Origin of the sequence: Thermotoga caldifontis AZM44c09 (assembly GCF_000828655.1) — a bacterium.
Classification (GTDB): domain Bacteria; phylum Thermotogota; class Thermotogae; order Thermotogales; family DSM-5069; genus Pseudothermotoga_A; species Pseudothermotoga_A caldifontis.
This window is the reverse complement of sequence record NZ_AP014509.1, coordinates 1,333,836-1,346,537: the sequence shown is the minus strand read 5'-3', so window position 1 is coordinate 1,346,537 and position 12,702 is coordinate 1,333,836. Positions and strand designations below refer to the sequence as shown.

The 12,702-nt window shown below is 51.7% G+C and carries 15 protein-coding genes; 6 read left to right on the top strand and 9 right to left on the bottom strand.

The genetic code is table 11. From position 1 onward, the window contains the following. The first annotated feature begins 12 nt into the window (after positions 1–12). The 4 genes from TSP01S_RS06735 to scpB are packed head-to-tail and all read left to right on the top strand — an operon-like array spanning position 13 to position 2,991. The gene (locus TSP01S_RS06735) at positions 13–828 is read left to right on the top strand and encodes a bifunctional 5,10-methylenetetrahydrofolate dehydrogenase/5,10-methenyltetrahydrofolate cyclohydrolase (RefSeq protein WP_041077346.1); all 816 of its coding nucleotides are present in this window, start codon (positions 13–15) and stop codon (positions 826–828) included. Continuing rightward, positions 825–1,805: a tryptophan--tRNA ligase gene (trpS, locus tag TSP01S_RS06730; protein WP_041077345.1), complete on the top strand. Its 981-nt coding sequence runs from the start codon at positions 825–827 to the stop codon at positions 1,803–1,805. Before TSP01S_RS06735 ends, trpS begins: the two co-directional genes overlap by 4 nt. Positions 1,806–1,814: 9 nt before the next feature. Then, complete coding sequence (locus tag TSP01S_RS06725) at positions 1,815–2,516, top strand: segregation and condensation protein A (protein WP_041077344.1); 702 nt, start codon at positions 1,815–1,817, stop codon at positions 2,514–2,516. Continuing rightward, positions 2,494–2,991 (top strand): SMC-Scp complex subunit ScpB, encoded by a 498-nt coding sequence (gene scpB, locus TSP01S_RS06720; RefSeq protein ID WP_041077343.1) that lies wholly within the window; start codon positions 2,494–2,496, stop codon positions 2,989–2,991. The genes TSP01S_RS06725 and scpB overlap by 23 nt, the downstream gene beginning before the upstream one ends. On the opposite strand, the gene nuoF (TSP01S_RS06715) is transcribed toward scpB, so the two are convergent. From nuoF (TSP01S_RS06715) to TSP01S_RS06695, 5 genes are read right to left on the bottom strand one after another with little or no spacing between them, the layout of a single operon-like run. Then, positions 2,975–4,600 (bottom strand): NADH-quinone oxidoreductase subunit NuoF, encoded by a 1,626-nt coding sequence (nuoF, locus tag TSP01S_RS06715; RefSeq protein ID WP_041077342.1) that lies wholly within the window; start codon positions 4,598–4,600, stop codon positions 2,975–2,977. The two genes, scpB and nuoF (TSP01S_RS06715), sit on opposite strands and share 17 nt — an antisense overlap. Beyond that, positions 4,597–5,085 carry an NADH-quinone oxidoreductase subunit NuoE gene (gene nuoE / locus TSP01S_RS06710; RefSeq protein ID WP_041077341.1) on the bottom strand — a complete coding sequence of 163 codons (489 nt, stop codon included), beginning with the start codon at positions 5,083–5,085 and terminating at the stop codon, positions 4,597–4,599. Before nuoE ends, nuoF (TSP01S_RS06715) begins: the two co-directional genes overlap by 4 nt. 15 nt (positions 5,086–5,100) lie before the next feature. Next, positions 5,101–6,900 (bottom strand): NADH-quinone oxidoreductase subunit NuoF, encoded by a 1,800-nt coding sequence (gene nuoF / locus TSP01S_RS06705; protein ID WP_041077340.1) that lies wholly within the window; start codon positions 6,898–6,900, stop codon positions 5,101–5,103. 1 nt (position 6,901) lies between these two features. Next, entirely contained in the window at positions 6,902–7,279 is a 378-nt protein-coding gene (locus TSP01S_RS06700) for a (2Fe-2S) ferredoxin domain-containing protein (RefSeq protein WP_041077339.1), read from the bottom strand. Beyond that, on the bottom strand, positions 7,279–7,716 hold the full coding sequence (locus tag TSP01S_RS06695; protein ID WP_052463640.1) for an NADH-quinone oxidoreductase subunit NuoE family protein: 438 nt from the start codon (positions 7,714–7,716) through the stop codon (positions 7,279–7,281). The genes TSP01S_RS06700 and TSP01S_RS06695 overlap by 1 nt, the downstream gene beginning before the upstream one ends. A gap of 298 nt (positions 7,717–8,014) precedes the next feature. Between TSP01S_RS06695 and TSP01S_RS06690 the strand changes: the two genes are divergently transcribed. Together TSP01S_RS06690 and TSP01S_RS06685 are read left to right on the top strand one after the other, a co-directional pair. Then, positions 8,015–9,121, top strand: coding sequence for a Y-family DNA polymerase (locus tag TSP01S_RS06690; protein WP_231848531.1), 1,107 nt, complete (start codon positions 8,015–8,017; stop codon positions 9,119–9,121). Positions 9,122–9,175: 54 nt separating this feature from the next. After that, entirely contained in the window at positions 9,176–9,529 is a 354-nt protein-coding gene (locus TSP01S_RS06685; RefSeq protein WP_041077336.1) for a cupin domain-containing protein, read from the top strand. A gap of 38 nt (positions 9,530–9,567) precedes the next feature. Here TSP01S_RS06685 and gltX read toward each other — a convergent pair whose 3' ends face one another. The 4 genes from gltX to TSP01S_RS06665 are packed head-to-tail and all read right to left on the bottom strand — an operon-like array spanning position 9,568 to position 12,692. Further along, positions 9,568–10,998 carry a glutamate--tRNA ligase gene (gene gltX / locus TSP01S_RS06680; protein WP_082021669.1) on the bottom strand — a complete coding sequence of 477 codons (1,431 nt, stop codon included), beginning with the start codon at positions 10,996–10,998 and terminating at the stop codon, positions 9,568–9,570. Between the two features lie 4 nt (positions 10,999–11,002). After that, positions 11,003–11,518 (bottom strand): TIGR00725 family protein, encoded by a 516-nt coding sequence (locus TSP01S_RS06675; RefSeq protein WP_041077335.1) that lies wholly within the window; start codon positions 11,516–11,518, stop codon positions 11,003–11,005. Then, positions 11,515–12,222 (bottom strand): LPS export ABC transporter ATP-binding protein, encoded by a 708-nt coding sequence (gene lptB / locus TSP01S_RS06670; RefSeq protein ID WP_041077334.1) that lies wholly within the window; start codon positions 12,220–12,222, stop codon positions 11,515–11,517. The genes TSP01S_RS06675 and lptB overlap by 4 nt, the downstream gene beginning before the upstream one ends. Then, on the bottom strand, positions 12,222–12,692 hold the full coding sequence (locus TSP01S_RS06665) for an OmpH family outer membrane protein (RefSeq protein ID WP_041077333.1): 471 nt from the start codon (positions 12,690–12,692) through the stop codon (positions 12,222–12,224). Before TSP01S_RS06665 ends, lptB begins: the two co-directional genes overlap by 1 nt. Positions 12,693–12,702 lie beyond the last annotated feature (10 nt).

Below are 12,702 nucleotides of genomic sequence, written 5' to 3'. Positions count from 1 at the left end.
GGTGGTGAAAGCTTGTACATCGACTGTAAAAGTATAGCGAGGACCATAGACGAAGAAACGCTGTCTTTGACGAGCAAGAACCGTGCCCGATTGGTGAGTCTGGCGATAGAACCCGACGAAGGAACGATCTCGTACCTCAAAAGCCAGCAGAAGAAAGCGAAAAGTTTGAACATCGATCACGAGACGTTCGTGCTGGAAGACGTCGCAGCTTTGAGGCAGAAGCTTCTGGAACTTTCGAAAGATGAAACGGTGCACGGCATCTTCGTTGCACACCCACTGCCGAAAGGAATCGATGAATTCGAGATCGCATCGCTCATAGATCCCAACAAGGACGTCGAGGGGAGGAACCCCGTAAACCTTGGAAAGCTCATGTACGGCGAAGAGAGTTTCGCGCCTTGTACGGCCGCAGCGGTTGTCGAGATCCTGAGCAGGAACATGGACCTACAAGGAAGGAACGTCGTGATAATAGGCAGGAGCAACACTGTGGGTTTACCGCTGAGTATAATGCTGCTGAGGCGTGACAGGAGTGCCACGGTCACCGTGTGCCACACGAAAACGAGGAATCTGGAAGAGAAGACGCTCCAGGCGGACGTGATCGTCGTGGCGGTCGGAAGGGCAGCCTTCTTGAAACCTGAGGTGGTGAAGGATGGTGCTTTCGTCATCGATGTTGGTATCAACGTTGTGGGGGACAAGGTTGTGGGGGATGTTGATCCAGAGGTTGAGAAGAAAGCGATCGTCACACCGGTACCTGGTGGTGTAGGTGTTGTGACCACCGCGATACTGATGAACCGGGTTGCCCGAACAGCATCGAGAGGTGGTCAGGCTTGAGGCTTCTGAGCGGTGTCAGACCCACCGGAAAACCTCACATCGGTAACTACGTCGGTGCCCTGAGAAACTGGAAACTGCTTCAGGATGAAGGTCACGAGTGCTTCTTCTTCGTTGCGGACTGGCACGCGTTGACCACGGCCTACGATGACACGAAGCAGCTCCAGCAGCACACGATCGAAGTCATGAGAGCGTTTTTGGCGTGCGGTCTGGATCCACAAAAATCAGTTCTCTTCGTTCAATCCGGGGTCAAAGAGCACGCCGAACTGGCTCTACTGTTTTCGATGATCGTTCCTTTGCCATGGTTGGAGAGAGTTCCAACGTACAAAGAGATGAAGCAGCAGCTTGCCGAGAAGGACCTTTCGAACGCCGGTTTTCTCCTCTATCCCGTGCTCCAGGCGGCCGACATACTGATCTACATGGCCGAAGGCGTGCCCGTCGGGGAAGATCAAGTGTACCACATCGAGCTGACGAGAGAGATCGCCAGAAGGTTCAATTACTTCTACGGTCCAACCTTTCCAGAACCACAAGCGGTGTTGTCGATCGTGCCGAAGCTTCCCGGAACAGACGGTCGAAAGATGAGCAAGAGTTACGGCAACATAATACCTTTGGAGAACACTGCTAAGGAGCTCGAAAAGAGCATTTTACCGATGGTGACCGATCCGGCGAGGAAACGCAGAACCGATCCGGGCGATCCGAACAAATGCCCCGTCTGGGATTACCACAGGGCGTTCGGAATAAGTGAAGAGGAGAAACAATGGGTGTTCGATGGATGCACGACTGCGAAGATCGGATGCATCGACTGTAAGAAGTTGCTTCTGAAAAACATGTTGAGAGAATTAGAACCCATATGGGAGAGGTACTCGAAAGTAGATGCACGCTTCGCCATGGACGTGATCGTGGAGGGAAACCGCAAAGCGAAGAGCACCGCACAGCGCACGATGGAACTGGTCAGGAGTAGAATGAATCTACTCTTTTGAGGTGATCGCTTGGAATTAATATTCAGATTACCTCAGTTCGAAGGTCCACTCGATCTGCTGTTGCACCTGGTCAAGAAGCGCAAGATAAATGTGCGACAGATCCCAATATCTCAGCTCGCGGATGAGTTCATCGAGTACGTTGAAAGAATGAAGAAACTCGATCTGCAGATAGCCTCGGACTTCTTCGTCATGGCTTCACAGCTGATGGAGATCAAATCGAGATACCTGTTACCCTCCCTCTCGGAGAGAGAAAGGCAGCAGTTGAAGACGATGGAAGAAGACATCTACAGACGGATCGAAATGTACGAGCAAGTCAAACAGCTCGCAGATCGGATTGAAAAGAACGCTGACAAGTTTCTGTCCCGCAGGATCGTGCGTGTGACACCGGTGCCGTACGTCCAGCAGGAGAAACTAATGAACATACTCAAAGCACTGTTACAAGAGCTGAACATAAGAGCTTCGGCGCTCAGGATCAAAAGGCTTCCCACCACGGTCGATCAGGAGATGAGCGAGATATTGAGACTGCTGAACGATGGAAACGAGCTGGACATCTACGAACTTTTGAAAGATGCCGGCAGCAAATACGAGCTGATCGTTCGCTTCCTTGCGATCCTGGAACTCGTACATTTGAGAAGAGCCGAACTGGTGAATCAAAACGGTATTTTTCTGCTGAGGAGGTACGAGCCGATTGAACCTCAGGGCGGCGGTTGAAGCGTTGCTCTTTGCGAGCCGTGGGATGACTCTGAAGAGGCTTTCAAGGTTGCTGGAAGTGAATGAAGAGGAACTCCTGCAAATTGTTGAAGAGATCGAGAAGGACTATCTCAGGGAAGAACACGGTGTAGAACTCAAAAAGCTCGGTGACGTTTACAGGTTCTACACCAAACCCGAGTACGCCCAGCTCGTCGTGAAAGCCACGAGTTTGAGGACCGTTAAACTCACCTCGAGTCAGTTGGAGATCGTCGCGGCGATCCTCCTCAACGGTCCTTTGACGTTGGCGGCACTCAACGAGATCAGGGGCAAAGAATCGTCCCACCTGGTGAGAGCTCTACACAAAGCGGGAGTCATAACACGGAAGAAGAAGGGCGGGAAATACGTTTACGATCTGAGCAAATCCTTCCGGGAAACAATGGCGGTGGAGAACGTGCTCGGCCAGGAGGCCGAGCACAGCGTTACACCTTCGTCTTAACTTTGGGTTTTTCGAACCTGCAAACTCCTCTTGGGCAGCTCGTGGCACCTATGTGGGCAAGAAAGTCTTCTCTGAAGTTGTCCAGTATCGAGAGCAACGGGACGTTTATGCTCTGACCAAGACCACACAGCGAGGCTTCCTGGGTGACGATGGCGATCTGTCTGAGCGTATCGAGATCCTCTTTCTTTCCCTGACCTTTGCTCATTCTCCTCAGGATCTCCACAGCGAGCCTTGTACCCTCACGGCACGGTGTGCATTTACCGCAAGATTCGTGTTCGAAGAACTCCATCGTGTTGAGGGCAACATCGACAGGGCACACGTCTTCATCCATGGCGAGTATCACTCCAGAACCGATGGATACACCGTGATCTCTGAACGAATCGTAATCGATTGGAACATCGAGCTTATCGATACCTATGAAGGTGCCGGCTGTCCCACCAGTCTGGACCATGTACAGCTGCTTTCCACCGGCGAGTCCTCCGCCGAACTTGTATATCAATTCTCTGACGGTTACGCCCATCGGCACTTCGACGATACCTCTCCTCACGACGTTGCCAACGAGGGAGAAGACCTTCGTGCCGGGTGAACCTTTTGTACCGAACTGTTTGAACCAGTTCGCGCCGTTCAGGATTATCTGCGGTACGTTCGCGAAGGTTTCCACGTTGTTTATCACGGTTGGCTTGCCGAACAGGCCATGGGTTGGTGGGTAAGGTGGTTTGAGCCTTGGCCTGCCGGATTTACCTTCGATGGACTCCAGCAACGCGGTCTCCTCACCACAGACGTAGGCACCTGCGCCGAGCCTGACGGTGAGATCGAACGAGAAATTGCTGCCGAGAATGTTCTTTCCCAGAAAACCGTACTCGTACGCATCCTTGATCGCTTTCTGTACGTTTTCCACCGAACCGTAGTACTCTCCTCTTATGTAGATGTAACCTTTGTTCGCACCCACCGCGTAGCCACAGATCACCATCGCTTCTATGACCGAATGGGGATCTCCTTCCATGATCAACCTGTCTTTGAACGTACCGGGTTCACCTTCGTCGGCGTTGCACACCACGTATTTCTGATCAGCCTTCGCCTTCGCTGTGAACTCCCACTTCAAACCTGTTGGAAAGCCTGCGCCACCTCTACCCCTCAAGCCGGATTCCTTTATCGTTTGAATGACCTGCTCTGGTGTCATTTCAAACAGAGCCTTGTGGAGTGCGAAGTAACCATCCCTCGCGATGTACTGATCTATACTCCTTGGATCTATCACTCCGACGTTTCTCAGAACGATGCGCACTTCTTCTGTGACTTTCTCCCTCTCGACGATGAGTTTCAAACGCTCTCTCGGAATTTCGAGAGACAGCACGGGCCTCCCTTTCAAAAGATGTTCCGAAACGATCTTCTCAACGTCCTCGATCGAGCGCACGGAATAGTACACATCGTCCGGAAACACCGCCATGACAACACCCTGCGTGTATACGCCCATGCTGCCAGTTTCGAGAACATCGACCGTGTCTTTCAGGTTGTACTTCTCTATGGCTTCCTTAAGGTAGTTGACGAATTGCTTCGCACCGAGCAGAACGCTGTTGGAATCCACGGAGACGAGAACGAGTATGGGTTTCACTTGGCATCACCCCCGGCCTTCAACCGCTCGATGAGCTCCTTCACTTTTTTCGGGGTCAGATCACCGTAGTATTCGTCGTTCACCATGATCACCGGGGCAACACCGCAGAGACCGAGACAACTCGTTTTCTCCAGCGTGAACAGACCATCTTTCGTGGTCTGATCGAAATCGATGCCGAGCGTTTCTTTCAACGTTTCAACGATCTGTCTGCCTCCAGTCACGTGACAGGGCAGGTTGACGCAGACTCTGATGACGTACTTTCCTCTCGGTTTGGTTGAAAACATCGTGTAGAACGTGAGGACCTCGTAAACCTTCGATTCGGGCACGTTCAGTTCCTCAGCCACGAGTTGTGCCGCTTCCACGGGTATGTAATTGCCGAAATAGTTCTGGATCTGGTGTAACGCGTTGATGAGCATGTCTCTCTCTTCGAGCGCCTGATTCTTCACACTGCGCACCAGCTTGACGACAGTTTCGCGGTCGACCACCAGCGATTCCCCCTCTCACGGCGAGACTTTGCTTATGGCTCCAAACCTGCACACTTCTATGCAACTTCCACACCTGATGCACACACTGTTGTCGATCGAATGGACCTTTCTGAGTTCACCGCTGATAGCGTTCACAGGGCACACCCGGGCGCAGGCAGTACAGCCGACACATTTTGAAGCGTCGATAACGTACCTTATGAGTGCCTTGCAGCGTAGAGCAGGACAGCGCTTCTCCTTGACGTGTGCCTCGTACTCGTGGCGGTAGTATCTCAGCGTGCTCAGCACGGGGTTCGGAGCAGTTTGACCGAGGCCGCACAGAGAGGTGTCTTTGATTATGTTTCCGAGCGTCTCGAGTTCCTGGAGGTCTTCCTCGGTTCCCTCACCGGAGGTTATCTTTTCCAAGATCTTCAACATCTGTCTGGTTCCTTCCCTGCACGGAGTGCACTTACCACACGACTCGTCGACGGTGAACTCCAGGAAGAACTTCGCAACGTCCACCATGCAGTCGTCCTCGTCCATGACGATCATTCCACCGGATCCCATTATTGCTCCGAGCTTCTGCAACGATTCGTAGTCCACCGGTGTGTCGAAGTATTCCGAAGGGATACAACCGCCACTGGGACCGCCGGTCTGTACGGCCTTGATCTTCTTACCTGTGGAGGAACCACCACCGATTTCGTACAGCAGTTCCCTCAGCGTGATACCCATGGGTACTTCGACCAGACCGGTGTTGGTGATCTTACCGGCGAGTGCGAACACTTTCGTTCCGGGCGAAGAGGCCGTTCCGATGCTTCTGAACCATTCCGCTCCCTTTATGATGATGGGAGGTATGCACGCCAGCGTCTCGACGTTGTTTATCACCGTGGGACAACCCCAGACACCACTCTGAGCTGGGTAAGGCGGTTTGACCCTGGGCTGACCCCTCTTGCCTTCGATCGACGCGATGAGCGCGGTCTCCTCTCCACACACGAAAGCACCCGCACCTATGCGGATCTCTATGTCGAAGTTGAAATCGGTTCCGAGAATGTTCTTTCCAAGGAAACCGTATTCTCTCGCCTGTGCTATCGCTATCTGGAGTCTCTCTATCGCGAGCGGGTACTCCGCTCGAACGTATATGTAACCCTGCTGGGCACCGATGGCGTAGCCAGCGATCGCCATCGCTTCGAGTACCGTGTGGGGATCACCCTCGAGTATGGATCGATCCATGAAGGCTCCTGGATCTCCTTCGTCAGCGTTGCACACCACGTACTTTCTGTCACCCTTGGCCTTCCGTGTGAGCTCCCACTTCAATCCCGTGGGGAAGCCTGCGCCACCTCTACCCCTCAAGCCACTGCGCTTGATCTCTTCTATCACTTGTTCCGGCGTCATTTCGGTCAGCACCTTCGTCAGGGCGAAGTATCCGTCCCTCGCGATGTACTCCTCTATGTTCGCAGGATCTATGTAACCGACGTTTCGCGTGGCGATCTTCACCTGTCTCGCAAAGAACGGCAGTTTGTCCATCGCTTCTGGCACGGCTTCTCCCGTTGGCATTTTGTACAGATACTCTTGCACGATCCTGCCCTTGAGGAGGTGCTCCTGAACTATCTTTTCTGCCGCCTGGGGTGTCAACTTCTGGTAGAAGACACCCTCAGGATAGATGACCATGAGCGGTCCAAGGCTGCAGGCGCCCATGCAACCAGTTTCGACGATCCTCACCACTTCGTCCAGACCGTACTTTCTTATTTCCCTCTGAAGGGCTTCTTTGACACTGATTTCTCCGGACGAGATGCAAGCGCCTCCAGCGCAGATCAGGATGGTACTCGTGGTCAGTGGCACCTCACATCTCTCCCTTTCTCACCAGCAAGTCGGAGACGATCTGGTTTCCAAGTATGTGTTGTTTGACGATCCTCTTTGCATTTTCCGGTGTCACATGACCGTACACAACGGGTTCCTGACCCTCGAGTCGTACCTCGATCGTGGGTTCCACTTCGCACAATCCCATGCAGCCGGACTGCACGACGGCAATGTCGCTTATGTTGTTCTCGGCGAGCGCCTCAACAATTGCGCGAAGCGTTTCTTTCGCCCCTGCGGCGATCCCACACGTACCCATTGCGACGGTGATCTTTCCCCTTTTGCCCGTATCCCTGAGCTGCAGTTCTTTCAGGGCCTTCTCCTTGATTTTCATGAGATCCTCGATGGATTTGATCTTGCTCATCACTTCACCTCCCGATACTTCGCTATGATCCTCGGCACCATATCAGGCTTCAACCTACCGTAGAAATCCCTCTCGCCGATCAAAACAACGGGAGCCATGCTGCAGGCACCCAGGCATCTGACCGCGTGAACGGAGAACTGTCCGTCTTTCGTGGGTTTCTCGGGTTCTACCCCGAGTTCCTCCAAGAATCGCTCGAAGATCCTGTCGGCTCCCTTCACGTAACACGCCGTTCCAAGGCAGACCTTTATCTGCACCTTTCCCTTCGGCGTCATGGAGAAAAAGTTGTAAAACGTGACAACTCCATAAACTTGCGACACAGGTATGTTCAGTGCGTCCGCGATGTACTGCTGAACCTGTGGAGAAAGGTATCCAAAAATTTCCTGGGCTTTTTGAAGAACGGAGATGAGTTTGTCCGGCGTTGCGTTGATGGATTTCATGTACTCGTCCAGTTCTTTGAACAGTCTTTCACCTGTCGTGCATACGTCCTGCAAACACTTCACCCCCTGTTAAGAAATTCACAAGCTCAAGTTGATTATATCACTGTAGACAGAATTCATTGAGACTCAAAGGCGAGTAGTTTTGAGACGATTCGTATTGCTTCACGGAACGATCTTTGATTCATATAGAAATTTCATAACCCGTATGGCCCTCCGTGAGGCGGATCACGAATGCAATGTATTCATAAGTTGACAGATATTCATAAGTATACTATAATGGTCTGGGGTGTATCCAATGGTGGCGCTGGTCGATATGGATGCCTTCTTTGCTTCGATAGAATGTGCGAGGAATCCATTTCTTAAGGACAAGCCAGTTGCGGTGATAGGGTGGGGGAGAAGGACCGCCATATCTTCCGCGAACTACATTGCGAAACAGTTCGGTGTGAAGACTGGTATGGCCCCACAGATCGCAAGAAAGCTCTGTCCGGAGTTGATCCTTGTCAAGGCTGACTTCGCCGAGTACGAGTCCGTATCTCTCAACATAGAGTCCCTCGTGTGCAAGTATTTTCCTGTCTACATTCGAAGCAGCATAGACGAATTCTACATCGATCTCAACGTTGCTCATCCCATCGAGAGATTGAAGAGACTGAAGCGGGAGATCTTTCAAACGCACCGCATCACCTGTTCCATCGGAGTGGCGCCGAACCCCGCTTTGAGCAAGATCGCCTCTGAGATGTGTAAACCAAACGGATTCATGGTGATAGAGAAAGATCAGGTGTCGTCGTTCCTGCAAGGTTTGCCGGTTTCGCTCGTACCGGGAGTCGGTAAGAAAACGGAGGAACACTTGAAGCGAATGAAAATAGAAACCGTGGGGGATTTGATAGAATTCTGCAAAGATCGTTCTTCACCCGAGAGCATCAGACAGATCGTTTCTTCCCTGCTGAGCGAAAATTTCGACAGGAAAGAATTTTTCAAGAAGAAACCTCCCAAGAGCTTTTCACACATGAAAACCTTCGATTTCGACGTATCGGACAAAAACATCTTGAAACATGTGGCACTCTACCTGCTGTACAGGTCCTATTTGAGGATGATCCGGGAAGGTTACGGCGCGAAGACAGTCTCACTGATCGTCAGATACGCAAAATATGGAACATTTTCCTGCTCCAAAAGTCTCAGCAGCTGGTCGAACGACTTCTTGAGCTTTGTAGAGGTCCTGGAATTCATGCTTTCGCGAGGCATAGAAGAAACCCCCGTGAGAATGCTTGGAGTATCTCTCGGTGACGTCAAATCGATGGGTGCGATCCAGCTTCATCTGTTCAGAGATTGTGAAAAGATCATGAAAGCCATTCAACTCAACGGTGTCGAGATATCATCGAAACTCTTTTTGAAAAAGGTGAGCAGTTGAAACCGCCCCAAAATGTGGTACAAAGAAGTTAGCATCGAACACGGAGGTGTGACCATGGTCATCAAACCTGACAGTATGAGGAAAGAACTCGTTTCTAACATGAGGGGTGGTAAGGGCCAGGTGGAGATAACGCACCTCGTTGATCGGAACCTGTTAGCCAACGAAGCCGGACTGTTCGCGAAACTCACGCTCAAACCTGGCACATCAATAGGACCGCACAGGCACGAGAACGAATTCGAAGTGTTCTTTGTCCTGTCCGGCAGGGGTATCTTCTACGACAACGATAATCCTGTGGAAGTGCAGGCAGGGGACGTGTGCCTGACGATGTCCGGAGAAACACACTCGATCGAGAACAATTCCAGCGAAGATCTCGTGCTCCTGGCGGTCATAATACTCTTACCGGTTTGATCTTTCGCTCGTTTATCTTTGTAGGAATTCCCGTTCAACTACGCTGGGCTGATATCTTGATGGATCTTCTTGCTGCGATACTCCAGCGCCCGTTGTAATCGCTCAACGGTTCGTTTTTTGCCCAGGATCGACAGCGTCTCGAACAGGCCGGGAGTGACCAGTCGACCAGTCACGGCACCCCGGATCGTCTGGAAGACCTTGTTCTTCGACGCGATGCCGAGCTCTGCTAAACTGCGGCAGGCCTTTTCCGTTCCGGCTACAGTCCAATCCTCAAGCTGGCTGAACGTCTCGAGCGACTTTTTCAGCACACTTTCAGCGTACGGGCTCAGCAGGTACTCTGTGACGAACTGTTCTTCAAACTCGTAATCTTCGAAGAAGAACGGATAGGCAAAGTCGTAGAGCTGCCCGAGGGTGTTGACCTTCTCGCGGCAGGCCTGCACCACTTTGAGTGCGTAATCTCTCTCCACCTGTGGAGCTCTTCTGCCGGTGAAGCGGATCCATTCTTCAAATTCGTTGAGCAGTTCCTCGACGCTCATCATCCTCATGTGCTTCCCGTTCACCCACTCGAGCTTTGCAGGATCAAAAACGACACCTTTGTTCGATATCGTGGACGGATCGAACTGCTTTATCCTCGCTCTGACGTCGAATATCTCTTCCTCTCCGACGCTCCAGCCAAGCAGCGCCAGATAGTTCATCAGTCCTCTGCTGAGAATCCCTATGCTTCTGAAATGCTCAACACTCGTGGCGCCGTGGCGTTTGCTCAGTGGCGTTCTGTCGAATCCGAGTATCAGCGGTATGTGCATGAATTGCGGGATCTCCCAATCGAGGGCTTTATAGATCATGATCTGTTTGGGTGTGTTGGAAACGTGGTCTTCGCCACGGAACACGTGTGTGATGCGCATCAGATGATCGTCTATCACGACGGCGTAGTTGTACGTCGGAAAACCGTCAGATTTGATCATCACGAAATCTTCGATCGTAGAGTTGTCGAACTCGAGCTCACCCTTGAGCAGATCGTAGAACTTCGTCTTTCCTTCCAGTACCTTGAAACTGATCGTCACGTCGTGGCCTTCATCTACGTACTGTTTTGGATACTCGAAGGTCCTGAAAAGTTCTTTCTTTCTGTCCACCTTGTCGTAAACAGTGTAGTACGCACGCCCCATTTCAATGAGTTTCTTCGCGTATTCCGCATATATACCCGCCCTGGTTCTCTCACTCTGCCTGTACGGACCGTACGGTCCGCCCACGTCTGGACCTTCGTCCCAGTCTATACCGCACCATCTCAACGCTTCCATGATCGCCTGCTCGTACTCTCTGGTGGACCGCTGCAGGTCGGTGTCTTCTATCCTGAGTATGAACTTTCCGTCCATCTTCCGTGCGTACAGCCAGTTGAAGAGTGCTGTACGTGCACCACCAACGTGCAGATAACCCGTTGGACTCGGTGCGAATCTCAATCTCACTTCGCTCACACTTCTACCTCCTCATCTTCCTGAGTATCTGAAGTATCTGCTCAACGCTCCTCGCTTTCAAGACTTCCACAATCTTTCGGTTGTCGAGATATCTGCCTTCTATGAGCAACTCGGCGAAGCGGTCCGTCCAGCCGCCGGTACCTTCGAAGAGAACGACTGGCTTGGCTTTGGCGTAAGCGATGAGAACCTCTATGGCGGTTCCGATCTCTCCTCCTATAGAAATCACCACGTCGCTCGTCTGCACCAGGACCAGAGACCTCGTGACGTTGTCGAACGGGGTTTTGATCCTGACCGTCAGGTATGGGTTGCCTTCTTCTCCCACGGGAAGAACACCTATGATGTTGCCTCCAACTTTTCTCGCACCCTTCGAGACCAGTTCCATCACACCGTCTCGTCCACCACACACGATCGTGTAGCCTTCCCGAGCGAGGGCCTCTCCCAAATTCAGGCACAACTGCGCTATTTCACTGATCGGTGGTTGGTCTATAGGTCCAGAATATCCAACAACTCCAACGTTCATGCACCAAGGTAGACCTCCTTGACTAAAGGATCGTTCAGCACTTTTTCTGGTTCACCTTCCGCTATGATTCTGCCTTTGTGCATTATGTAGAGCCTATCGACCACGGGTACGAGTGCATCCACACTGTGATCGGTCACGATTATACCTATGTTTCGGGCGCTCAAAGAACGAATCATCTGCTGTATGTCCTTCACAGTTTTTGGATCTATTCCAACGAAAGGTTCGTCGAGTAGCAAGAAGAGAGGCTTCAGAGCCATCATCCTGGCCAGCTCCAGTCTCCTCTTTTCTCCTCCTGAAAGGTCCGAAGCGTACTGGTTTCTCAGTTCCCAGATGCCGAATTCGCGCATGAGTTCTTCGACCATCTTCTCACGAACAGCTCTCTCTTTCACTCTGAATCGGAGTACAAAGTCGATGTTTTCCCACACCTTTATGCCGGTGAAGACGGAGGTTTCCTGCTGCAAGTACGTTATACCAAGCCTCGCACGCCTGCTTACAGGCAAATTGGTGATGTTTCTATCACCAAGGTAAACTTCACCCTTCGTGGGCGTCACCAGACCGAGGATCATGTTGAACAGCGTCGTCTTCCCTGCACCGTTTGGACCAAGCAGTCCGACGACCTCGCCTTGACGCACCCTCACGTCTACGTTGTCCACGACTGTCTTTCTTCCGAATTTCTTGACTAAACCGCGGCCTACAATTTCCATCACTGACTCTTGAGGTACTTAACAAGCTGTTCGGTCACATCGTACGCATCGTCCGCGTACAACAAAGCCTCTTTCTTTATCACAAAATCGTAGCCCATCGTCTTCGCAAAGGATTCTATCTTTGTTGCAAGTTCGTCCAGAACTGCCTGCATTTTTGGCTGATATTCGCTCTGTAACAGCTGTTCGTACTGTTGCTTTCTGGCGAGTATTTCTGCTTGCTTCTTTTCGATTTCGCTCTGCGGGGCTCCAGCTTTCTGGAGTTTATCGAGTTCGGCCATCATTTCGTTGAGTTTCTGCTGGTAGAACTGTGCGTCCTGAGCGTACTTCTGGTTCAGTTCAATCCACTTTGGGTATTCCTGTACCACCCTGTTCACATCCGCGAAGACGATTCTCGGACTTCCTGAGCTCGATCCGTAGAGAAAGATGAGAACAACTGCCAGCAACAATCCTACAACGAGCACGCGCTTCACACCTTGCACC